This window comes from Enterobacter sp. D2, from assembly GCF_034427575.1.
Lineage (GTDB): Bacteria > Pseudomonadota > Gammaproteobacteria > Enterobacterales > Enterobacteriaceae > Enterobacter > Enterobacter cloacae_M.
Genome location: NZ_JAXQPP010000002.1, coordinates 104,504 through 127,537 on the forward strand (window position 1 = coordinate 104,504; position 23,034 = coordinate 127,537).

The following is a 23,034-nucleotide window of genomic DNA, read 5'->3' on the forward strand; positions in this document are numbered from 1 at the left end:
CCTCACATCCTCTCTTCAGCGGGTTCACACCCAACGCTTTCTGTGCTCACCGGGTCACGGACTTACCCGGCGCTTTCTGATGGTGACATAAGTTTGGCGGATATAACCGCACAAATAATTCATTTACATTATTTGTCACCATCGTTACTATATCGGCTGTAATTAATGAGGTTATGCCCAAATGGATAGTTCGTTTACGCCCATTGAACAAATGCTTAAATTCCGCGCCAGTCGCCATGAGGACTTCCCGTATCAGGAAATCCTGCTGACTCGCCTGTGCATGCACATGCAGGGTAAGCTACTGGAAAACCGTAATAAAATGCTGAAAGCTCAAGGGATTAACGAGACGTTGTTTATGGCGTTGATTACGCTGGAGTCTCAGGAAAATCACAGCATTCAGCCTTCCGAACTGAGCTGCGCGCTGGGCTCCTCCCGTACCAATGCGACCCGTATTGCCGATGAACTCGAAAAGCGCGGCTGGATTGAGCGCCGTGAAAGCGACAACGATCGCCGCTGCCTGCATCTGCAACTGACCGATAAAGGTCACCAGTTCCTGCGCGAGGTGCTGCCACCTCAGCACAATTGCCTGCACAAACTCTGGTCTGCCCTCAGCACCGCCGAGCGCGACCAGCTTGAGCACATCACTCGCAAGCTGCTCACCCGTCTGGACCAGATGGATGAAGACGGCGCCGTTCTTGAGGCGCTGCGCTAACGCGACGACACGCTCACCATTCCAGATTCATAAGAAAACCGACAGGCCAGCACGTCACAGTGCTGGCCTTTCTGACAACAGGTCGGCTCAGCCGATGTGAAAATAAGAAGATCGTGGAGAACAACAATGAGCGCAAATGCGGAGAGCACTACCCCGCAGCAACCGGCCAACAAGAAAGGCAAACGTAAGAGCGCCCTTCTTCTGTTGACCTTGCTCTTTATCATTATTGCCGTGGCATATGGGATCTATTGGTTTTTAGTACTGCGTCATGCTGAAGAGACTGACGACGCGTACGTGGCAGGGAACCAGGTACAAATTATGGCGCAGGTGTCGGGCAGCGTGACGAAAGTCTGGGCTGACAATACCGACTTTGTGCAAAAAGGCGATGTGTTGGTGACCCTCGATCCAACCGACGCCCAGCAGGCGTTTGAAAAAGCACAGACCGCGCTGGCCTCCAGCGTCCGTCAGACCCGTCAGCTGATGATCAACAGCAAACAGCTGCAGGCCAACATCGACGTGCAGAAAACGGCGCTGGCGCAGGCGCAGAGCGACCTGAACCGCCGCGTTCCGCTCGGCACCGCCAACCTGATTGGCCGTGAAGAGCTGCAGCATGCCCGCGACGCCGTTGCCAGCGCTCAGGCACAGCTGGATGTAGCCATTCAACAGTACAACGCCAACCAGGCGATGGTGCTGGGCACCAGCCTTGAAAACCAGCCTGCCGTACAGCAGGCGGCGACCGAAGTGCGCAACGCGTGGCTTGCCCTGCAGCGTACCAAAATCGTCAGCCCGATGACCGGCTATGTCTCCCGTCGTTCCGTCCAGCCAGGGGCGCAGATTAGCCCAACCACGCCGCTGATGGCGGTCGTGCCGGCAGACAATCTGTGGGTAGACGCCAACTTTAAAGAGACGCAGCTTGCCCATATGCGTATCGGCCAGAGCGCGACGGTTGTCAGCGACATCTACGGCGATGACGTGAAGTACACCGGTAAAGTGGTTGGTCTGGACATGGGGACCGGCAGCGCTTTCTCCCTGCTGCCTGCGCAAAACGCCACCGGTAACTGGATCAAAGTGGTTCAGCGTCTGCCCGTGCGTATTGAGCTGGATGCCAAACAGCTGGCGGATCACCCGCTGCGTATCGGCCTCTCTACGCTGGTGACGGTCGACACCGCCAACCGCGACGGTCAGATCCTGGCAAGCCAGGTGCGCAGCAGCCCGGCTTATGAAAGTAACGCCCGTGAAATTAGCCTCGATCCGGTCAACAAGCTGATCGATGACATCGTGAAGGCAAACGCCGGTTAATCCGAAGGTGAGCGTTATGCAACAGCAAAAGCCGCAAAAACCGCTGGAAGGCGCGCAGCTGGTCATTATGACCATCGCGCTGTCGCTGGCGACATTCATGCAGGTGCTGGACTCCACCATCGCAAACGTGGCGATCCCGACTATCGCCGGTAACCTTGGCTCGTCGCTGAGCCAGGGGACCTGGGTCATTACCTCGTTTGGGGTGGCAAACGCCATCTCCATTCCGATTACCGGCTGGCTGGCAAAGCGTGTCGGTGAAGTGAAGCTGTTCCTCTGGTCTACGGTATTGTTCGTTCTTGCCTCCTGGGCGTGCGGTATGTCCAGCAGCCTGACGATGCTGATTTTCTTCCGCGTCATTCAGGGGATTGTTGCCGGGCCGCTGATCCCGCTGTCGCAGAGCTTACTGCTGAACAACTACCCGCCCGCCAAGCGCTCCATCGCGCTGGCGCTGTGGTCAATGACCGTGATTGTCGCGCCGATTTGCGGGCCTATCTTAGGCGGCTATATCAGCGACAACTATCACTGGGGCTGGATCTTCTTCATCAACGTACCGATTGGCGCCCTCGTGGTAATGCTGACGCTCCAGTCGCTGCGCGGCAGAGAAACCCGGACGGAACAGCGGCGTATCGATGCCATTGGTCTGGCACTGCTGGTTGTCGGCATCGGTAGCCTGCAGGTCATGCTCGACCAGGGCAAAGAGCTGGACTGGTTCAACTCCAGGGAGATCATCATCCTGACGATTGTCGCGGTGGTGTCGCTGAGCTTCCTGATTGTCTGGGAGCTGACGGACGATAACCCGATAGTCGACCTGTCGCTGTTTAAGTCGCGAAACTTCACCATAGGCTGTCTGTGTATCAGCCTCGCCTACATGCTCTACTTCGGCGCGATTGTACTGCTGCCGCAGCTGTTGCAGGAGGTATACGGCTACACCGCAACCTGGGCAGGTTTAGCCTCGGCGCCGGTTGGATTGATTCCGGTTCTGCTGTCGCCGATTATTGGCCGCTTCGCCCACAAGCTCGACATGCGCCGGCTGGTGACGTTCAGCTTTATCATGTACGCCGTGTGCTTCTACTGGCGCGCGTATACGTTCGAACCGGGAATGGACTTTGGCGCGTCCGCGTGGCCGCAGTTTATTCAGGGCTTTGCCGTGGCGTGCTTCTTTATGCCATTGACCACCATCACGCTTTCCGGTTTACCGCCTGAGCGCATGGCGGCCGCATCGAGCCTGTCGAACTTTACGCGAACGCTGGCGGGCTCGATTGGTACGTCGATCACCACCACCCTGTGGACGAACCGTGAATCGATGCACCATGCCCAGCTGACCGAAGCGGTGAACCCGTTCAACCCTAACTCCCGGGAGATGTACAACCAGCTTCAGGGAATGGGCATGACGGAGCAGCAGGCGTCAGGGTGGATTGCCCAGCAGATCACCAACCAGGGGCTGATTATCTCGGCCAACGAGATTTTCTGGATATCGGCGGGGATCTTTATCGTCCTGCTGGGGCTGGTGTGGTTTGCTAAACCACCGTTTGGCGCCGGTAGCGGCGGCGGTGGCGCGCACTAGTCCTTTGACAGTTGCCCGGTGGCGCTTCGCTTACCGGGCCTACGAACGTAGGCCGGATAAGGCGTAGCCGCCATCCGGCAAAAAACCGCACCCTGTCCTGAACGCGACAGCGATTGTCAGTTCCGATAAAGCAGCGCTCCTGAAATCAATTCACGATAGTGAAAAGACAACAGGAGCGCATTATGCTGAACACACCCGCCGACAAGTACCAACCCTATCCGACCCTTTCCCTGCCCGACCGCCGCTGGCCGGAGCAACGCATTACCTGCGCGCCGCGCTGGCTCTCAACCGACCTGCGCGACGGCAACCAGGCCCTTGCCGAGCCGATGGACAGCGCCCGCAAGCTGCAGTTCTGGGATCTGCTGCTGGGCTGCGGATTCAAAGAGATTGAGGTCGCCTTCCCGTCCGCCTCGCAGACGGATTTCAACTTTGTTCGCCAGCTGATTGAAGAGAACCGCATCCCGGATGACGTCACGATTCAGGTATTAACCCAGGCGCGGGAAGATCTCATCCATCGCACTTTTGAATCCCTGCGCGGCGCGAAGCAGGCTACCGTGCATCTGTATAACGCCACCGCCCCGCTGTTCCGCCGCCTGGTATTCGGCATGGAGAAAGCGCAAGTCGTCGAGCTGGCGACGCGATTCACGCGGCTTATTCGTCAGCAGTGTGAAGAGAACCCGGACACCCGCTGGCAGTATGAGTATTCCCCGGAGACCTTCTGCTTTACCGAGCCGGAGTTTGCGCTGGAGATTTGTGAAGCCGTGGCGGAGATCTGGCAGCCGTGCGACGAACGGCCCATGGTGATCAACTTACCCGCAACCGTCGAAGTGAGCACGCCGAACGTCTATGCCGACCAGATCGAGTATTTCTGTCGCCACTTCAGCCGCCGCCGGGATGTCTGCATCAGCGTACATCCGCATAACGACCGCGGTACCGGCGTCGCCAGCGCCGAGCTGGCCGTGATGGCGGGGGCAGACCGCGTGGAGGGCTGTCTGTTTGGTAACGGCGAGCGCACGGGCAACGTCTGCCTGGTGACGCTGGCGATGAACCTCTACAGCCAGGGCATCAGCCCGAATCTCGACTTTAGCGATATGAACCGGGTCGTGGAAGTGGTGGAAGCCTGCAACCAGCTGCCGGTGCATCCGCGCCACCCGTGGGCAGGCCGGCTGGCCTATACCGCCTTCTCCGGCTCGCACCAGGATGCGATCAAAAAAGGCTTTGATGCCCGCAGGCCTGGCGATCGCTGGGAGATGCCGTATCTGCCCGTCGATCCGCAGGACATCGGCTGCACCTACGAAGCGGTGATCCGCGTGAACAGCCAGTCAGGGAAAAGCGGCAGCGCGTGGCTCATCGAACAGAATCATGGCCTGAAATTACCCCGCGCCCTGCAGCAGGATTTCAGCCAGCACGTGCAGCAGGAAACCGATCGCCACGGAAAAGAGATGACGCAGAATGCGCTGTGGCAGCTGTTCCGCACCCGCTACGGCCTGGTAGCCACGCCGCAGTTTGCGCTGCAATCCTACCGCAGCGACAGCCAGCAGGACGGCCAGCTGCGTTTGACGGCAAGCATCGCTACGCAGGGGGGAACGCGTCAGCTGGAAGGTCAGGGTAACGGTCTGCTCTCCGCCGCCGCTCACGGCTTGAGCCGCTGGGTCAACGCCCCGTTCGTGATTAAGGATTATCACGAGCATACGTTAGGCGAACGCAGCGACAGCCGCTCAGTGGCCTACATCCGCTGCCTGTTCCAGGACGGGAGCAGCCGCTGGGGCGTGGGCATCGACAGCGACGTGGCGCGCGCGTCGCTTCAGGCGCTTTTAAACGCCGTCAGTCGTTCTTAAAGTAATCGCTGGGTGAGACGCCCATCACCCGGCGGAACATTGCCGTAAAGGCGCTGTGGCTGCCGTAACCCAGATCCAGCGCCACGCGCAGCACTGGCTGGCCCTGCGCCAGCCGCACTAAGGCTTCCAGCAGGCGCGCCCTTCTCAGCCACTCGCCGTAGCTTAATCCCGTCTGCTGCTGAAAATGGCGGTTCAGGGTGCGCTCGCTCATGTTCATCATGCTCGCGGCCTGCGCGCTGCTCCAGCTCCCTCCCGCGTTTTGCCGGATTAGCAGACACAGGTGGCGTAACGCCTCGCTTTCCGGCTCCGGCAGATGAAACGGCAGCACCGGCATGGTGCGGATTTCATCGAGAATGAGTTCATAGACGCGTTCATCCCGGCTGCCGGGCGAGTACGATTCAGGTAAAGCAAGAGAGACGAGGATCAGCTCGCGCAGCAGCGGCGCGATCTGCACGATCTGACAGGAGGCCGGGAGATCGGCCCGCGCCAGCGGATCGATGAACAGCGTTCGCGCCGCCACGTTGCCGGTGATGCGAAGCGAGTGGCGAGTCCCCGCCGGTAGCCAGACGCCGCGACCCGGAGGAACAACCCAACAGCCCGATGCGGTATCGACCCGTACCACGCCGCTCAGGGTGTGCAACAGCTGCGCGCAGTCGTGCTCATGCCACGGCTCGCTGTCACCATGAACGTAATCATGGGCGAACGGAACGAGGGGACGATGGGTAAAGGAGAAGGTTGCGGTTGTGGTCATGGGGTTAAACCACCCTCACCCTACCCTCTCCCGGAGGGAGAGGGAAAAGGTGCACTAGATGTGCAGTTCCTGCAGTTTTTCTTTTGGCAGGGCCAGCTCTTCGTTGCTGTTCACGCGAACATCACGCTCGATGATGTGACGCGCGATTTCCTGCGCTTCTTCCAGAGAGTGCATCTGGTAAGTACCGCACTGGTAAACGTTCAGCTCAGGGATCTGGTTCTGCTCTTTCACCTTCAGCACGTCTTCCATCGCCGCTTTCCACGCATCAGCGACGCGTTTCTCTTCCGGCTGGCCAATCAGGCTCATGTAGAAACCGGTACGGCAGCCCATAGGGGAGATGTCGATGATCTCAACGCCGTTGCCGTTCAGATGGTCACGCATGAAACCGGCGAACAGGTGTTCCAGGGTATGAATGCCTTTCTCTGGCATCACTTCTTTATTTGGCACGCAGAAACGCAGATCGAAGACGGTGATCGTGTCGCCGTGCGGGGTGTGCATGGTCTTCGCCACGCGAACTGCAGGTGCTTCCATACGGGTATGGTCGACAGTAAAGCTATCTAATAACGGCATACGTCACCTCCGACAGTGATTTTTTTTAAAATAAACTGAACTCTTCTACAGAATGCACGTCTGAGTATATGAAAGACGCGCATTTGTTATCATCATCCCTGAATTCAGAGATGTATATTTTGGCCACAGCGATGTGGCCTTTTTCTTTTCTGCTTAAGACTGCTTCGCCAGAAACGCCTCAAACGACTCGGTATCCGCCGCTTCAACCTCTTTCTGACGCACCACGGACGCATCGCGTTCCGCGGCAAAATCTGCTTCGCTCAGCACTTCTAACGGCTCCTGCATCAGCATCTCACGATACTCCGCTGAGAGTGAACGCCCCGTGCCGCCAATGCCCTGATCGATCATAGAACGCAGAATACGCGCTGAGAACGTCAGTTCCGGATTATCAAAACATTCCACCAGCTGGTCGCAGATCTGTTGATACGCGTCGCCGCCGTCAATGCTGTCCATTGTGCGGGCAACACGCTTCAGATCGCGGAACAGATCTTTGCCGACTTTGGTCAGCGGGAACTGTGCCGTTTCGCAGCCGATACCCAACGTCAGGCCCGGCTTACGCCCTTCCAGAATCACGCGATTCCAGTTTGTACGGGTACAGAGCAGTTCGTCTGAACTCATTTCCGGCGCATCCGCCAGCACGCACCAGACCATAAACAGATCCAGGAAGCGAATCTGCTGCTCATCAACGCCAATCGGTGAGAACGGGTTGATATCCAGCGAACGCACTTCAATGTATTCGATCCCGCCGCGCTGCAGCGCATCCGACGGGGTTTCACCGCTGCGCGTTACGCGCTTAGGACGAATAGGCGCATACAGCTCGTTTTCAATCTGCAGCACATTGCTGTTGATTTGCAGGCGCTTGCCGTCTTTTTCGAGGCCGATTTTCTCGTACTCTTCCGACGGGGTTTTGATCGCCCGCTTCAATCCTGCCACATATTCGTGCAATTCGTTAAACGTAATACCGAGATTGCTTTGCGATTTATTGGTATAACCGAGATCGCTCAGGCGCAGAGAGGTCGCGTACGGGAGATAGTACATTCCGCACTCGGTCTTCTCGAACGGCAGCGTGGTCGGTTTCCCCTGCAGGAACGAAGAACAGATCGCCGGGGAGGCACCAAACAGATACGGGATCACCCAGCCGAAACGGTAATAGTTGCGGATCAGGCGGAAGTAGCCTTCAGAGATCGCATCTTTATCCGTTTCACCGCATTTCGCCTGCCAGAACGCCATTGGCAGCGAGAAGTTATAATGCACGCCCGAGATCGTCTGCATCAACGCGCCGTAGCGGTTTTTCAGCCCTTCGCGATAGAGCGTTTTCAGCCGGCCGATATTTGACGTGCCGTACTGCGCCAGCTCAATCTCCTGGCCCTGCTCGATATAGCACGGCATGCTGAGGGGCCACATACGTTCGTCGCCCATGTTGCGCGCGGTGTAGCGATGGATATCGCGCATGATCGTCAGCATATGATCAATATCACCCTCTACTGGCGTGATGAACTCCAGCAGTGCTTCAGCGAAATCGGTTGTGATCCATTTATGTGTCAGCGCCGAGCCTAACGACTTCGGGTGACCCGTCGTCGCTAAGCTACCGTCCGCGTTAACGCGCAGCGTTTCACGCTCAAGACCACGCTGAATACCCTTCAATGCCTGAGGGTGGTTTTCCAGCCAGGCCAGCGCCTGAGATACGTCCGGGATCAAATTGACCTCCCGCCTGTCAAAGTAATGTTACTCAGCATAATTGTAATGGTTGACGATTGAAGGTCGCGTATTCATTCCACCAATTAGTGCCACCACGTCATACCCTGTAGTGTTGCCCACGCCACGAGAACATAGCGCAACGCCTTGCCAAGGCACAAAAAAAAGAGCACCGGTCCCCAGGAGATGCGCATCCATCCCGCCAGCAGACACAGTAAATCGCCTATTACAGGCATCCAGCTTAATAACAGCGTGGCAGCGCCATAGCGTTTTAGCCAGCCGACTGCCTTTTCCTGCCAGCGCGATTTTTCGCGCAGCGGAAAGAAACGCCCAAGAATAACGTTAGTCAGCCCTCCAAGGCTATTACCCATTGTTGCTATTAATACAAGCAGCCAGGGCTGACTCACGCCGGACAACAGCATCGCCACCAGCACCACTTCCGAATTTCCCGGTAACAGCGTGGCGCTTAAAAAACTGCTGGCGAATAATGAAGCAAGTGACAGCGCGTCACTCACAGTAAGCGCACATCCACCGCATCCATACCGGCATCACGCGCGGCCTGAATGCCGAAATCGGCGTCTTCAAACACGACACATTTTGCCGCCGGGACGCCCATTAATTCTGCGCAAAGCAGGAAGGTGTCCGGTGCGGGCTTGTGATGTTTAACATGATCGGCGGCGACCACGGCAGAAAAATAGTGACGCAGGCCAAGATGATTGAGCAAAGCTTCTGCAATCGAGCTTTCACTGCCTGTTCCTACCGACATCGGGCGGCGCCCGTGCCACTCTTTTACCACATCAATCAGCGGCAGAGGACGTACGGTATCTAGAAGCATGGCTTTTACCGCATCGGTTTTTTCGCGCGCGAGCAGATGCGGGTCGAGGTCGGCCTGATTCAGTTCAATCACGGCCTGCGCAATACGCCAGGTGGGGGATCCGTTGAGGGCAATCATCGCCTGAAGATCGAAACGCATTCCGTAGCGGCCCAGGACGTCAGTCCAGGCTTGACGATGCGTGGGTTCGGTATCCAGGAGAGTGCCGTCCATATCGAAGATCAAACCGTCATACTGTGCGTACATCGTGCTCTCGCTAAACGATTAACAAAGCATTACTTTATCGTAAATGGTGATTTTTGTCGCTGATTGAGAGTGTGATTGCTGACGGAACGTCGAAGGAATAAACAAAGAAGGAGAAGATGGTGCATCCGGGAGGATTCGAACCTCCGACCGCTCGGTTCGTAGCCGAGTACTCTATCCAGCTGAGCTACGGATGCATCAGGGAACTACTTTCAGAAATAATAATGGTGCATCCGGGAGGATTACTCGGCTGCGCCTCGCCCTGCGGGCCGCTGCTGAAGCAACGTTATCCTCCCTGGTTCTCGCGATTAACTCGCAGACCTTGAAACAACAGCGTGGCTATTATCTCGGAGAATATGGTGCATCCGGGAGGATTCGAACCTCCGACCGCTCGGTTCGTAGCCGAGTACTCTATCCAGCTGAGCTACGGATGCATCAGGGTACTGCTTTCAGAAATAGTAAATGGTGCATCCGGGAGGATTCGAACCTCCGACCGCTCGGTTCGTAGCCGAGTACTCTATCCAGCTGAGCTACGGATGCATCAGGGTACTGCTTTCAGAAATAGTAAATGGTGCATCCGGGAGGATTCGAACCTCCGACCGCTCGGTTCGTAGCCGAGTACTCTATCCAGCTGAGCTACGGATGCATCGGGATTTACTACTGTACTGCTCGATATTCATATCACTTCTAAAGCAATATGAAGTAATAGATGGTGCATCCGGGAGGATTCGAACCTCCGACCGCTCGGTTCGTAGCCGAGTACTCTATCCAGCTGAGCTACGGATGCAAAATGGCGGTGAGGCGGGGATTCGAACCCCGGATGCAGCTTTTGACCGCATACTCCCTTAGCAGGGGAGCGCCTTCAGCCTCTCGGCCACCTCACCACACAACGCCTCTTTCGAGTGCTTCGAGTTACTCGTTAAGAGCTTCTCGTCGCTGCGTGGCGCATATATTACTTTCTGGGACTTATAAGTCAAACAATTTTCCAAAAGCTTTTATCGTTTGCACAAATCACACGCAATTCGCATGTAAAAGCCGCAAAGAGGGTGTTTTATAAGCGGATTTTGCAGGCATCTTCACAGAAAACCTTTGCAGAAATGGCGGCGTAAGGGCGAGTTTAGGGTAACGGAGTGGTTAAAAAGAGAGCGTTTGAAATTAAACGGTAACGTTGAGCAGGAAAAATGACAGGAGGGTTGCGTCTCGCCCGACAGCGAGACGCGACAATATCAGTAACTGGACTGCTGGGATTTTTCAGCCTGGATACGCTGGTAGATCTCTTCACGGTGGACAGATACTTCTTTAGGAGCGTTAACACCAATACGTACCTGGTTACCCTTTACCCCTAAAACTGTCACGGTGACCTCATCCCCAATCATGAGGGTCTCACCAACTCGACGAGTCAGAATCAGCATTCTTTGCTCCTTGAAAGATTAAAAGAGTCGGGTCTCTTGTATCCCGGCATTATCCATCATATAACGCCAAAAAGTAAGCGATGACAAACACGTAAAGTGTAAGCAGTCACGGCATCACATTCTGTTAAACGTAAGTTTAGCCGATATACACAAACTCAACCTGACTTTATCGTTATCGATAGCACAGTGAACAAGACGCCATAACGTTACCGCTATGGCGTCTGCTTGTGCTTTGTAGTTATTACAGTTTCGCGCTTACCCAGCTTTCAACGCTGGCCAAAGCTTGCGGAAGTGCCGCCGCATCCGTACCACCGGCTTGCGCCATGTCCGGACGACCGCCACCCTTGCCACCCACCTGCTGAGCGACCATACCAATCAGTTCCCCTGCTTTTACGCGGTCGGTCACATCCTTAGAGACGCCCGCAATCAGAGAAACCTTACCTTCTGCCACTGTCGCCAGCACGATAACGGTAGAACCAAGCTGGTTCTTGAGATCGTCGACCATAGTACGCAGCATCTTAGGCTCAACGCCCGCCAGATCGCTGACCAGCAGTTTGACGCCCTTAATGTCTACAGCCTTGCTGGAGAGGTTTGCACTCTCCTGCGCCGCAGCCTGCTCTTTCAGCTGCTGCAGCTCTTTTTCCAGCTGACGCGTGCGATCCAGCGCAACGCGCACTTTCTCGCCCAGGTTCTGGCTATCGCCTTTCAGCAGCTGCGCGATGTCGTGCAGCTGATCGCTCTGCGCATGCAGGCTGGCAATCGCACCTTCACCGGTCACCGCTTCAATACGACGCACACCTGCCGCCGTACCCGATTCGGAAACAATGCGGAACAGGCCGATGTCACCGGTGCGCGATGCGTGCGTACCGCCGCACAGCTCGGTAGAGAAGTCGCCCATGCTCAGCACGCGAACGCGGTCGTCATATTTCTCACCAAACAGCGCCATCGCACCTTTTTTCTTCGCGTCCTCGAGCTCCATGATGTGGGTCTCGATTGGCAGGTTACGACGGATCTGCGCGTTCACCAGATCTTCCACCGCGCGGATTTCAGACGGTTTCATCGCTTCAAAATGCGAGAAGTCGAAACGCAGCACTTTGTCGTTAACCAGAGAACCTTTCTGTGCAACGTGGGTACCGAGTACGTCGCGCAGGGCGGCGTGCATCAGGTGGGTTGCAGAGTGGTTCAGACGAATGCGCGCGCGGCGAGCTTCATCAACGTTAGCCTGTACGCCCTCGCCCACTTTCAGAGAACCGGAAACCAGTTTGCCCTGGTGACCAATCGCCTGACCGTATTTCTGGGTGTCGTTGACGCTGAAGCTGAAACCGTTGCCTTTCAGTTCGCCTTTATCGCCAACCTGACCGCCGGATTCCGCGTAGAACGGCGTTTTGTCCAGAATGACAACCGCTTCCTGGCCCGCGCTGATGCTGTCCACGGCTTTACCGTCAACAAACAGGGCGGTCACTTTGCCGGTCAGTTCCAGCGCGTCATAACCTTTGAATTCAGACGCGCTATCAACGCGGATCATCGCGTTGTAGTCTGCACCGAAACCGCTGGATTCACGCGCACGACGACGCTGCTCTTCCATCGCGGCTTCGAAGCCCGCTTCGTCAACTTTGATGTTGCGCTCGCGGCAAACGTCCGCCGTCAGGTCAACCGGGAAGCCGTAGGTGTCGTACAGGCGGAAAGCGGTTTCGCCATCCAGCGTGTCGCCCTTGAGATTCGCCAGCTCTTCGTCCAGCAGCGCCAGACCGCGCTCCAGTGTACGCGCAAACTGCTCTTCTTCGGTTTTCAGAACCTGCTCTACCTGCGCCTGCTGGCGTTTCAGCTCGTCACCGGCAGCACCCATCACGCCAATCAGTGGCCCAACGAGTTTATAGAAGAAGGTGTCCTTCGCGCCCAGCATGTTGCCGTGACGGATGGCACGACGAATGATACGACGCAGCACGTAGCCACGGTTTTCATTCGACGGGATAACGCCGTCGGCAATCAGGAACGCACAGGAACGAATGTGGTCCGCGATAACGCGCAGCGATTTGTTGTTCAGGTCGGACGCGCCGGTAACTTCGGCAACGGCTTTGATCAGGGTGCTGAACAGGTCAATCTCGTAGTTGGAGTTGACGTGCTGCAGAACCGCGGCAATACGCTCCAGACCCATACCGGTATCAACGGAAGGCTTCGGCAGCGGCTCCATCGTACCGTCGGCCTGACGGTTGAACTGCATGAAGACGATGTTCCAGATCTCAATGTAGCGATCGCCGTCTTCTTCCGGGCTGCCCGGAGGGCCACCCCAGATGTGGTCGCCGTGATCGTAGAAGATCTCGGTGCACGGGCCGCAAGGGCCGGTATCACCCATCTGCCAGAAGTTGTCAGACGCGTATGGCGCGCCTTTGTTATCGCCGATGCGAATAATACGCTCGCGCGGGATCCCGACTTCTTTTTCCCAGATTTCGTAGGCTTCGTCATCGGTTTCATAGACGGTAACCCACAGACGCTCTTTCGGCAGGTTGAACCAGTTTTCACCGGTCAGCAGTTCCCACGCATATTGAATGGCATCGTGTTTGAAGTAGTCGCCGAAGCTGAAGTTACCCAGCATTTCGAAGAAGGTGTGGTGACGCGCGGTGTAACCGACGTTTTCCAGGTCGTTGTGTTTACCGCCCGCACGCACGCAACGCTGTGAGGTTGTGGCGCGGGAATAATTACGCTTGTCGAGACCAAGGAACACATCCTTGAACTGGTTCATCCCGGCGTTGGTAAACAGCAGAGTCGGATCGTTGTTCGGTACCAGGGAGCTGCTGGCAACAACCTGGTGTCCCTTACTATGGAAAAAATCGAGAAACGCCTGACGGATCTCAGCGGTGCTCTTGCTCATAATTATCCTGAAATCAAGCTAACGAAATGTCGTAGCCAGCCTGTATCGGTAAACCGTTGGACAGACCAGCTACTGGAAAAAGTGGGAATAAGATAAGTTTTCTTTAGTGGGAAGTAAAATCCCGCATGCGTTCAATCGGCAAAATTACGCCAGATATCCTGAATATCTTCCATCAGAAAGCCGCGGTAGAGCAAAAAGCGCTGGATTTTAACTTTTTCTGAAAATTCACGCGGCAGCGGCTCGCCGTATTTACGAATCGCCTGTTCTCTGGCCAGCTCGCACCAGTCAGTATCGCATTCGCGCATCGCTTTTTCGATGGACTCCCGGGCCACCCCTTTCTGGTTCAGCTCCTGCCGGATGCGCGCGGGCCCATATCCTTTACGGCCGCGGCTGGCGAGAAACCGTGAGGCAAAGCGCTCGTCATCAAGATAACGATGCTCATAGCACCAGGCAATCACGCGGTCATAATCTTCCGCGGTGGCATCAATCTCTTCCGGCCCGTTTTTACTCATCACCGGAGCCGACAGTTTTCGCCGCAGCTCCTGTTCACTGTGGTCACGAACGGCCAGGATGCGCACCGCGCGGTCCAGTAAGCGTGCATACGCGGGTCGACGTGTTGTCGGTTCACTCATAAAAAACCTGCTGATTCAGAAATGCAAAAAGGGCCGCATCAGCAGCCCTTCATTTTTAAACGAAAGAATTAAAAGTCTTCGTTAGTTTCTTCAGCATCCGCGGCATCGACCACGAAATCAGGTTTAGAGTCCTGGTTGTTCAGCAGAAGCTCACGCACCTTCTTCTCAATCTCTTTCGCCGCAGCCGGGTTCTCTTTCAGCCAGGAGATCGCGTTCGCTTTACCCTGACCAATCTTGTCACCGTTGTAGCTGTACCAGGCCCCCGCTTTTTCAATCAGCTTCTCTTTCACGCCCAGGTCAACCAACTCGCCGAGGAAGTTGATCCCTTCGCCGTAGAGGATCTGGAATTCAGCCTGTTTGAACGGCGCGGCGATTTTGTTCTTCACAACCTTCACGCGGGTTTCGCTACCGACCACGTTCTCGCCCTCTTTCACCGCGCCGATACGGCGGATATCCAGACGGACAGAGGCGTAGAATTTCAGTGCGTTACCGCCGGTAGTGGTTTCCGGGTTACCGAACATCACACCAATTTTCATACGGATCTGGTTGATGAAGATCAGCAGCGTGTTGGACTGCTTCAGGTTACCCGCCAGCTTACGCATCGCCTGGCTCATCATTCGTGCCGCGAGGCCCATATGAGAGTCACCGATTTCACCTTCGATTTCGGCTTTTGGCGTCAGTGCGGCAACGGAGTCGACCACGATAACGTCAACGGCACCAGAACGCGCCAGCGCGTCACAAATTTCCAGCGCCTGCTCACCGGTGTCCGGCTGAGAACACAGCAGGTTGTCGATATCCACGCCCAGCTTGCGAGCATAAACAGGGTCCAGCGCGTGCTCGGCATCGATAAACGCACAGGTTTTACCTTCGCGCTGTGCCGCAGCGATCACCTGCAGCGTCAGGGTGGTTTTACCGGAGGACTCTGGCCCGTAGATTTCTACGATACGGCCCATAGGCAGACCGCCAGCGCCCAGCGCGATATCCAGAGAAAGCGAACCGGTGGAGATGGTTTCCACATCCATGGAACGGTCTTCACCCAGGCGCATGATGGAGCCTTTACCGAATTGCTTTTCGATCTGGCCCAGTGCTGCCGCCAACGCTTTCTGTTTGTTTTCGTCGATAGCCATTATTACTCCTGTCATGCCGGGAGAAGCGACTGTGCTTCACCGTGGATTTCTGTTCTGTTGGTGCAATTATACTGTATGGTCATACAGTATCAAGTGTTTTGTAGAAATTGTTGCCAGAGCGTTTTTAACGCATAAACGGTTGCCTGACGACGCACGCTTTCGCGATCGCCGCTGAAGCACTCCCGGCGGGTGATCCCTTCCCCTTTGGAGGTGGCGAACCCAAACCAGACGGTGCCGACAGGCTTCACATCGCTGCCGCCGTCCGGGCCCGCAATACCGCTAATGGAAATCGCGTAATCTGCCCGCGCCTCTTTGAGCGCGCCAATAGCCATCTCGATTACCACCGGTTCGCTGACCGCGCCATGCTGTTCAAGCGTGGATTCACGCACGCCAATCATCTGTGCTTTAGCTTCGTTACTGTAGGTCACAAAACCGCGTTCAAACCAGGCGGAACTGCCGGCAATATCGGTAATCGCTTTCGCCACCCAGCCGCCGGTGCAGGATTCCGCAGTGGTGATTGTCGCGCCACGCTGCTTCAGCGCAAGGCCAACGATCTCGCTAAGCTGCATCAATTCATGGTCAGTCATTCTCGCTCCAGGCATCAGAAAAACGTGCTGCACAAGATAGCACTTTCTCGTCAGATGTGGGGATGCACTTCAGGTTTTACGAGTGGGCTTCAGAAAAAAGCCGGTACGGACGCACCGGCGGTGGAAAAGTTATTTCATGCTCTCAGCGAGGGTGTGCACATTGTGGCGAAACGCCTTAACGTAGGTGTCAGCCACCCCACCTTTTGCCGACAGCGCTTCGGGGTAAAGCTCGCCCCCGGGCTGTGCGCCCGTCGCCGATGCAATCTGTTTCACCAGACGCGGATCGAGCTGATTTTCCATAAACCAGGTTTTCACGCCGTCGGCTTTAATCTGATTGATAATCTCGGCGACCTGCGCCGCGCTGGCTTCGCTCTCAGACGACAGCCCCTGCGGCGCCATAAACGTCACGCCGTAGGCGCGGCTGAAATAGCCGAACGCGTCATGGCTGGTCAGCACTTTACGCTTCGCCGGCGGGATCTGGCTAAAGCGCGTTTTGGCCCAGTTATCCAGCTGGCTGAGCTGCGCGATATACGTTTTGCCAGAGGCTTCCAGCACGGCTTTGTCCTCAGGATCGGCTTTCACCAGCCCGTTCAGGATATTTTGTGCATAGAGCGCCCCGTTCGCCGCGCTGTTCCACGCATGGGGATCGGTCACAGTCTTTCCATCTTCCTCAAGCGTGTGGGTTTTCACTCCTGTTGAGGCGACAACCAGCTGCCCTTTGAACCCGGAGGCTTTCACCAGACGATCAAGCCAGCCTTCCAGCCCCAGGCCGTTCACCACCACCACATCAGCCTTGCTCAGAGCGGCGCTGTCTTTCGGCGACGGTTCAAAGGTATGCGGATCGCCGTCCGGCCCGACCAGCGTCGTCACGTTCACATGGTCACCGCCTACCTCCTGCGTGATATCCCCCAGAATCGAAAAGCTGGTCACCACATTCAGCGTTTTCGCCATCACGCCGTGCGACATCATCCCCAGCGCGAGCGCCACTACAAATCCTGTACGTTTCATCGTTTCCCCTTGCGTTAAAAATACGCCCGCAGGCTGCCAGCGAGCCTGCTTCGCGTACCCAGTAAAATGGAAATAAAGAACAGCGCGCTGGCGGTGAGCACGATGGACGGCCCGGCAGGTAGGCTCATCGCCCAGGAGAGGCTCAGCCCCAGCCATGCGCAGAAAATACCGCTTATCCCCGCCATCAGAAGTAAGGCTGGTAGCGTGCGCACCCAGCAGCGTGCCGCCACGGCCGGAAGCATCATCAGCCCGACGGCCATCAGCGTGCCGAGCACCTGAAAACCAGCCACCAGGTTAAGCACCAGCAGCGCCAGAAACAGTCCGTGCAGCAGGCCAGGCAGCCAGCGGGCGTTCACCTGCAGCCAGGCAGTATCAAACGCTTCTGTGACCAGCCCTCGATAAAACAGCGCCAGTGTGATAAGGGTGAACATACACACGCCCGTGACAAACAGCGCGGCGTCCTTGTCCACTGCGAGGATAGAGCCAAACAGCAGATGCAGCAGATCGACATTCGACCCGCGCAGCGACACCAGCGTGACCCCCAGCGCCAGCGAGCCAAGATAAAACCCGGCAAAGCTGGCATCTTCTTTCAGCGGCGTGCGTCGACTGACCAGACCGGCCAGCAGCGCCACGGTAATTCCCGCGATAAAACCGCCAATACTCATCGCCAGCAGCGACATACCGCTGAGCAAATACCCCACGGCGACACCCGGCAAAATGGCGTGAGAAAGGGCGTCGCCCATCAGGCTCATCCGACGCAGCTGAAGAAACACGCCGAGCGCGGTGGTGCTGACGGAGAGCGCCAGGCAAACCACCAGCGCGCGACGCATAAAGCCGTACTCAATGAACGGTTGAAAAAAGAGATGCCAGATCATGCCACCCTCACCCGCTCGGTTTTCCACTGGGGAACGTCAGCATCCAGCCGCAGCGTCTGCGGAAAATGGCGCGACACGCGCTCGCTGTCGTGCAGTACCGCGAGCAGCGTTTGCCCCTGCATATACATCTCCAGCATCAAATCCATCAGCACGCTGCAGGTGGCTTCATCGACCCCGGTAAAGGGTTCATCCAGCATCACCAGCGGCGCCTGCTGCACCAGGACGCGGGCAAACAGCATGCGCTGAAACTGACCGCCGGAGAGTTCATCGATGGTGGATAACGCCATGGACTCAAGCCCGACGCGCTCAAGCGCGCTGGCAATGCGCAGCCGCGTTTCGCGACGAAACCCGGAAAAAAGCGAAATGCCCGGCCAGCAGCCCATGCTTACCACGTCCTGTACGGTCAGCGGAAACTGCGCCTCCAGGGCGTGACGCTGTGCCAGCCAGCCGATGACCGGGCGCTTACCCTGCCAGCGGAAACCGCCGCTGACGGGAGGAATAAACCCCGCCAGCGTTTTCAGCAGCGTGGATTTCCCGCAGCCGTTAGCGCCGATAATGGCGGTCATGCTGCCGCGCTCAATGGTGCCCGAGAGGGGCCGCGTAACGGGCTGGCGTTCATAACCCGCGACCAGTTCGTTCATCACGATCATGGCAGTGCCACCGCCCAGCGCACGGCCAGCCCGATAAAGACAACCAGCACCAGCGCCAGCAAAAGCCGAACCAGAGCAGACAGAGAAAAAAGGGACGTTGACATGTCGACACCGTATTAAATGTTATAACATAACAATAATGAAAGGCGGTTAAGATGTAAATGACGGGTTTGAAAAGGGAGTGTGGCGAAATGTTTCTGAAGAATTTCCCTCTCCCGTGGGAGAGGGTCAGGGTGAGGGCATCAGGCCGCACCGTGCGTGCAGCCATGCCGGGTGGCGGCGTTGCCTTACCCGGCCTACCCGTCTGAGCAACTTACTGACTAAACGGTGACGCCGCCGGAACGCGCGCCTGAGACACTGCCAGCCCCAGCTGCCACACCGCCATTGCATAATGGGTGCTGTGGTTATAGCGGGTGATGGTGTAGAAGTTCGGCATGCCGTACCAGTACTGATAGCTGGTTCCCACGTCCAGGCGCAACAGGCTCACCTGATCGACATTGCCCAGCGGCTGGGTTGGCGTTAAGCCCGCCGCCGTCAGCTGTGCGACGCTATATTTGGTTTTGAAGCCGTTTTCCAGACCAAACGCCTCGCCGTTTGCCTGAACGGCAACCTGTCCGCCCGGCGTCCAGCCGTGCGCTTTGAAGTAGTTCGCCACGCTGCCGATGGCATCCACCGGATCCCACAGGTTGATATGACCATCACCGTTAAAGTCGACGGCATATTGCTTATAGGAGGACGGCATAAACTGGCCGTAGCCCATCGCACCGGCAAACGACCCTTTAAGATCGAGCGGATCGTCCTGCTCGCTGCGCGCCATCAGCAGGAAGGTTTCCAGCTCGGAAGAGAAATACTCCGCGCGGCGCGGGTAGTTAAATGAGAGCGTGGCCAGAGCGTCGAGGATGCGGGTTTTACCCATCACGCGGCCCCAGCGGGTTTCCACGCCAATAATCCCGACGATGATTTCAGGCGGTACGCCGTATACCTGCCACGCGCGGTTGAGCGCATCTTCATACTGATTCCAGAACACCACGCCATTTTGCACGTTGTCCGGGGTAATAAACTGTTTGCGATAGCGCAGCCACGCGCCGTTCGGCCCGCTCGGCACCTGGGCCGTCGGCGCCTGCCTGTCCATCAGGCGCAGCACGTAGTCCAGGCGCTTGGCCTGAGACAAAATTTCGTGCAGCTGCTGTCTGTCAAAGCCGTGCTTGCTCACCATTTTATCGATGAACTGCTCGGCCGCCGGGTTATTCGCGAAGTCGCCGCCCATCTGCATCATATTGTGCTGCGGCTCCAGCAGGAATCCTCCGGAAGGCGCGCCCGCCGTTTGCTGAACGGCTTCGGTCTTAGGTTTGCTACTACAGGCAGACAGCAGAATAAGCGCAGGCAACAGCGCTGCATAACGACGCTTGAACATGAGACATCCATTTAACGGGTTCGATAAGAACCCAGTATGGTAAAGCATCCGCAACACCTCAAGGAAGCGGTACGCACCTCCCCTACGCAAATCCGCGCTTTTTTCCACCGAAAATCATTCGCCCCGCCAATAAACTTTCAAAATAATCCATTTTTCTTTCATTGTGAGATCTAACTAACACTTTAAAACCTTTCAAAGTGATTATTATTAACCGCAGTCAGACAAAAACAAAAAAGCCCCACAGGAGAGAAGAATGATAGAAACCATCACCCACGGCGCCGAGTGGTTCATCGGGCTGTTTCAGAAAGGCGGAGAAGTGTTCACCGGCATGGTGACCGGGATCCTGCCCCTGCTGATCAGCCTGCTGGTGATCATGAACGCGCTGATCAACTTTATCGGCCAGCAGCGCATCGAACGCTTCGCCCAGCGCTGTGCCGGGAATCCGCTGTCCCGCTACCTGGTACTGCCGTTCATCGGTACCTTCGTGTTCTGCAACCCGATGACCTTAAGCCTCGGCCGCTTCATGCCGGAAAAGTACAAGCCGAGCTACTACGCCGCCGCCTCCTACAGCTGCCATTCCATGAACGGCCTGTTCCCGCACATTAACCCCGGCGAGCTGTTTGTCTATCTCGGGATCGCCAGCGGCCTCACCACCCTTGGCCTGCCGCTCGGCCCGCTGGCGGTGAGCTACCTGCTGGTTGGCCTGGTCACCAACTTCTTCCGCGGCTGGGTGACCGACCTCACCACCGCCATTTTTGAGAAAAAAATGGGCATCCAGCTTGAACAGAAAGTCCATCTTTCAGGAGCCACAGCATGAACCGGATCCGCATTGAAAAAGGCACGGGCGGCTGGGGCGGCCCGCTGGAGTTCGACGCCACCGAAGGCAAAAAGATCGTCTACATCACCGCAGGCACGCGCCCGGCAATCGTCGACAGACTGCGCGAGCTGACCGGCTGGGAAGCGGTCGACGGCTTCAAGGAAGGCGAGCCGCCGGAAGCGGAAATCGGCGTGGCGGTAATCGACTGCGGCGGCACGCTGCGCTGCGGTATCTATCCGAAGCGCCGCATTCCGACGGTGAATATTCACTCCACCGGAAAATCCGGCCCGCTGGCGCAGTACATCCTTGAGGACATTTATGTCTCAGGCGTGAAGGAGGACAACATCACGCTGGTGAATGGCACTGCCGCGCCGCAAAAAGCGGCCCCGCGCGAGTACGACACCAGCAAGAAAATCACCGAACAGAGCGACGGCCTGCTGGCGAAGGTCGGGATGGGCATGGGTTCCGCCGTGGCGGTACTGTTCCAGTCCGGGCGCGACACCATCGACACGGTGCTGAAAACCATTCTGCCGTTTATGGCATTCGTCTCGGCGCTGATCGGCATCATCATGGCGTCCGGCCTGGGCGACTGGATTGCTCACGGCCTCGCCCCGCTCGCGAGCCACCCGCTCGGGCTGGTGACGCTGGCGCTGATCTGCTCCTTCCCGCTGCTGTCGCCGTTCCTCGGCCCTGGTGCGGTGATTGCCCAGGTCATCGGCGTGCTGATTGGCGTGCAGATTGGTCTGGGGAACATTCCCCCGCACCTCGCCCTGCCCGCCCTGTTCGCCATTAACGCCCAGGCGGCGTGCGATTTCATCCCCGTAGGGCTGTCGCTGGCCGAAGCGCGCCAGGACACCGTGCGCGTGGGCGTGCCGTCGGTGCTGGTCAGTCGCTTCCTGACGGGCGCGCCGACGGTGCTGATTGCCTGGTTTGTCTCCGGCTTTATTTATCAATAAGAGGTTCCTGCGATGACCGTGATTTACCAGACCACCATTACCCGCATCGGCCAGAGCGCGGCTGACGCGCTGAGCGACCAGATGCTGATCACCTTCCGCGAAGGCGCCCCGGCGGATATCGAAGAGTTTTGCTTTATCCACTGTCACGGCGAGCTGAAGGGCGAGCTGAAGGCCGGGAGCCAGCTGGAGCTGGGCGAGGCGCGCTATGCCGTGACCGCCGTCGGCGACGTGGCCGAGCAAAACCTGCGCGAGTTGGGGCACATCACCCTGCGTTTCGACGGCCAGCCGCAGGCCGAATATCCCGGCACGGTTCACGTGGCGGGCCCGGTTCCGCAGGCTGTCACCCCAGGCTGCACGTTAAAATTTGTTGCGTAATTTAAGGAGAAACACATGAGTCAGGTTGCCGTTGTCATTGGTGGAGGACAAACCTTAGGCGAGTTCCTCTGCCGTGGGCTTGCCGCAGAGGGCTACCGCGTGGCGGTAGTGGACATTCAGAGTGAAAAAGCCGCCCGCGTGGCGGACACCATTAACACCGAGTTTGGCGAAGGGATGGCGTACGGGTTTGGTGCCGACGCCACCAGCGAGCAGAGCGTGATGGCGCTGGCCCGCGGCGTGGACGAGATTTTTGGGCGTACCGACCTGCTGGTCTACAGCGCGGGGATTGCGAAAGCGGCCTTTATCAGCGATTTCGAGCTGGGGGACTTTGACCGCTCGCTACAGGTGAATCTGGTGGGCTATTTCCTCTGCGCCCGCGAGTTTTCCCGTCTGATGATCCGCGACGGCATTCAGGGGCGCATCATTCAGATCAACTCCAAATCAGGGAAAGTGGGCAGCAAGCACAACTCCGGCTACAGCGCGGCGAAGTTTGGCGGCGTGGGGCTGACGCAGTCTCTGGCGCTGGATCTGGCCGAATACGGCATTACCGTGCATTCGCTGATGCTGGGCAACCTGCTGAAATCGCCGATGTTCCAGTCCCTGCTGCCGCAGTACGCCACCAAACTTGGCATCAAAGCGGACGAGGTGGAGCAGTACTACATCGATAAAGTGCCGCTGAAGCGCGGGTGCGACTATCAGGACGTGCTGAACATGCTGCTGTTTTACGCCAGCCCGAAAGCGTCTTACTGCACCGGGCAGTCGATTAACGTCACCGGCGGGCAGGTGATGTTCTGATCGAGCGGCCTGA

Annotated in this window: 22 protein-coding genes and 6 tRNA genes; 8 read left to right on the plus strand and 20 right to left on the minus strand. The window is 57.1% G+C overall.

The window, feature by feature from the left end:
- The first annotated feature begins 181 nt into the window (after positions 1–181).
- The 4 genes from mprA (at position 182) to leuA (ending at position 5,413) form a co-directional block, all read left to right on the plus strand.
- A complete protein-coding gene (gene mprA, locus SPG90_RS12675) occupies positions 182–712 on the plus strand; it encodes a transcriptional repressor MprA (RefSeq protein WP_023308933.1) in 531 nt (176 codons plus the stop codon).
- Positions 713–838: 126 nt separating this feature from the next.
- A complete protein-coding gene (gene emrA, locus SPG90_RS12680) occupies positions 839–2,011 on the plus strand; it encodes a multidrug efflux MFS transporter periplasmic adaptor subunit EmrA (RefSeq protein ID WP_023308934.1) in 1,173 nt (390 codons plus the stop codon).
- A gap of 16 nt (positions 2,012–2,027) precedes the next feature.
- Entirely contained in the window at positions 2,028–3,575 is a 1,548-nt protein-coding gene (emrB, locus tag SPG90_RS12685; RefSeq protein ID WP_023308935.1) for a multidrug efflux MFS transporter permease subunit EmrB, read from the plus strand.
- Between the two features lie 182 nt (positions 3,576–3,757).
- Complete coding sequence (gene leuA, locus SPG90_RS12690) at positions 3,758–5,413, plus strand: 2-isopropylmalate synthase (RefSeq protein ID WP_126303021.1); 1,656 nt, start codon at positions 3,758–3,760, stop codon at positions 5,411–5,413.
- On the opposite strand, the gene SPG90_RS12695 is transcribed toward leuA, so the two are convergent.
- The 20 genes from SPG90_RS12695 to mltB all read right to left on the minus strand — a co-directional run bounded on the left by SPG90_RS12695 (position 5,400) and on the right by mltB (position 20,078).
- Complete coding sequence (locus SPG90_RS12695; RefSeq protein ID WP_126303022.1) at positions 5,400–6,164, minus strand: AraC family transcriptional regulator; 765 nt, start codon at positions 6,162–6,164, stop codon at positions 5,400–5,402. The genes leuA and SPG90_RS12695 overlap by 14 nt on opposite strands.
- A 54-nt stretch (positions 6,165–6,218) precedes the next feature.
- Positions 6,219–6,734, minus strand: coding sequence for an S-ribosylhomocysteine lyase (gene luxS, locus SPG90_RS12700; protein WP_008499539.1), 516 nt, complete (start codon positions 6,732–6,734; stop codon positions 6,219–6,221).
- 153 nt (positions 6,735–6,887) lie between these two features.
- Positions 6,888–8,432 carry a glutamate--cysteine ligase gene (gshA, locus tag SPG90_RS12705; protein ID WP_045404726.1) on the minus strand — a complete coding sequence of 515 codons (1,545 nt, stop codon included), beginning with the start codon at positions 8,430–8,432 and terminating at the stop codon, positions 6,888–6,890.
- Between the two features lie 83 nt (positions 8,433–8,515).
- Positions 8,516–8,944, minus strand: coding sequence for a YqaA family protein (locus SPG90_RS12710; protein WP_008499541.1), 429 nt, complete (start codon positions 8,942–8,944; stop codon positions 8,516–8,518).
- Complete coding sequence (gene yqaB, locus SPG90_RS12715) at positions 8,941–9,507, minus strand: fructose-1-phosphate/6-phosphogluconate phosphatase (RefSeq protein ID WP_023308940.1); 567 nt, start codon at positions 9,505–9,507, stop codon at positions 8,941–8,943. The genes SPG90_RS12710 and yqaB overlap by 4 nt, the downstream gene beginning before the upstream one ends.
- A 117-nt stretch (positions 9,508–9,624) precedes the next feature.
- Positions 9,625–9,701, minus strand: a tRNA-Arg gene (locus tag SPG90_RS12720).
- 160 nt (positions 9,702–9,861) lie between these two features.
- Positions 9,862–9,938: transfer RNA gene (locus SPG90_RS12725), tRNA-Arg, on the minus strand.
- A 29-nt stretch (positions 9,939–9,967) separates the two neighbouring features.
- Positions 9,968–10,044: transfer RNA gene (locus SPG90_RS12730), tRNA-Arg, on the minus strand.
- A 29-nt stretch (positions 10,045–10,073) separates the two neighbouring features.
- Positions 10,074–10,150, minus strand: a tRNA-Arg gene (locus tag SPG90_RS12735).
- A 64-nt stretch (positions 10,151–10,214) separates the two neighbouring features.
- Positions 10,215–10,291 (minus strand) — tRNA-Arg (locus SPG90_RS12740).
- A gap of 4 nt (positions 10,292–10,295) precedes the next feature.
- Positions 10,296–10,388, minus strand: a tRNA-Ser gene (locus tag SPG90_RS12745).
- A 342-nt stretch (positions 10,389–10,730) separates the two neighbouring features.
- Positions 10,731–10,916 (minus strand): carbon storage regulator CsrA, encoded by a 186-nt coding sequence (gene csrA / locus SPG90_RS12750; protein ID WP_000906486.1) that lies wholly within the window; start codon positions 10,914–10,916, stop codon positions 10,731–10,733.
- A gap of 241 nt (positions 10,917–11,157) precedes the next feature.
- The gene (gene alaS / locus SPG90_RS12755) at positions 11,158–13,785 is read right to left on the minus strand and encodes an alanine--tRNA ligase (protein WP_126303023.1); all 2,628 of its coding nucleotides are present in this window, start codon (positions 13,783–13,785) and stop codon (positions 11,158–11,160) included.
- Positions 13,786–13,916: 131 nt separating this feature from the next.
- Positions 13,917–14,417, minus strand: a complete 501-nt coding sequence (gene recX, locus SPG90_RS12760) for a recombination regulator RecX (protein ID WP_033146366.1) — start codon at positions 14,415–14,417, stop codon at positions 13,917–13,919.
- 68 nt (positions 14,418–14,485) lie between these two features.
- Positions 14,486–15,544 carry a recombinase RecA gene (gene recA / locus SPG90_RS12765; protein ID WP_023308943.1) on the minus strand — a complete coding sequence of 353 codons (1,059 nt, stop codon included), beginning with the start codon at positions 15,542–15,544 and terminating at the stop codon, positions 14,486–14,488.
- 89 nt (positions 15,545–15,633) lie between these two features.
- Positions 15,634–16,131 (minus strand): nicotinamide-nucleotide amidase, encoded by a 498-nt coding sequence (pncC, locus tag SPG90_RS12770; protein WP_023308944.1) that lies wholly within the window; start codon positions 16,129–16,131, stop codon positions 15,634–15,636.
- Between the two features lie 129 nt (positions 16,132–16,260).
- Complete coding sequence (locus SPG90_RS12775) at positions 16,261–17,139, minus strand: metal ABC transporter substrate-binding protein (protein ID WP_126303024.1); 879 nt, start codon at positions 17,137–17,139, stop codon at positions 16,261–16,263.
- Between the two features lie 14 nt (positions 17,140–17,153).
- Positions 17,154–18,014: a metal ABC transporter permease gene (locus SPG90_RS12780; RefSeq protein ID WP_023308946.1), complete on the minus strand. Its 861-nt coding sequence runs from the start codon at positions 18,012–18,014 to the stop codon at positions 17,154–17,156.
- Complete coding sequence (locus SPG90_RS12785; RefSeq protein ID WP_045355803.1) at positions 18,011–18,664, minus strand: metal ABC transporter ATP-binding protein; 654 nt, start codon at positions 18,662–18,664, stop codon at positions 18,011–18,013. Before SPG90_RS12785 ends, SPG90_RS12780 begins: the two co-directional genes overlap by 4 nt.
- 313 nt (positions 18,665–18,977) lie before the next feature.
- Entirely contained in the window at positions 18,978–20,078 is a 1,101-nt protein-coding gene (gene mltB, locus SPG90_RS12790; protein WP_171843736.1) for a lytic murein transglycosylase B, read from the minus strand.
- 253 nt (positions 20,079–20,331) lie between these two features.
- Here mltB and srlA point away from each other — a divergent pair, with 253 nt between their 5' ends.
- From srlA to srlD, 4 genes are read left to right on the plus strand one after another with little or no spacing between them, the layout of a single operon-like run.
- Positions 20,332–20,895 (plus strand): PTS glucitol/sorbitol transporter subunit IIC, encoded by a 564-nt coding sequence (gene srlA, locus SPG90_RS12795; RefSeq protein WP_023333189.1) that lies wholly within the window; start codon positions 20,332–20,334, stop codon positions 20,893–20,895.
- A complete protein-coding gene (locus tag SPG90_RS12800) occupies positions 20,892–21,851 on the plus strand; it encodes a PTS glucitol/sorbitol transporter subunit IIB (protein WP_023308950.1) in 960 nt (319 codons plus the stop codon). Before srlA ends, SPG90_RS12800 begins: the two co-directional genes overlap by 4 nt.
- A 12-nt stretch (positions 21,852–21,863) precedes the next feature.
- Positions 21,864–22,226 carry a PTS glucitol/sorbitol transporter subunit IIA gene (gene srlB, locus SPG90_RS12805; protein WP_023308951.1) on the plus strand — a complete coding sequence of 121 codons (363 nt, stop codon included), beginning with the start codon at positions 21,864–21,866 and terminating at the stop codon, positions 22,224–22,226.
- Between the two features lie 15 nt (positions 22,227–22,241).
- Complete coding sequence (srlD, locus tag SPG90_RS12810) at positions 22,242–23,021, plus strand: sorbitol-6-phosphate dehydrogenase (RefSeq protein WP_045404214.1); 780 nt, start codon at positions 22,242–22,244, stop codon at positions 23,019–23,021.
- Positions 23,022–23,034: the final 13 nt, after the last annotated feature.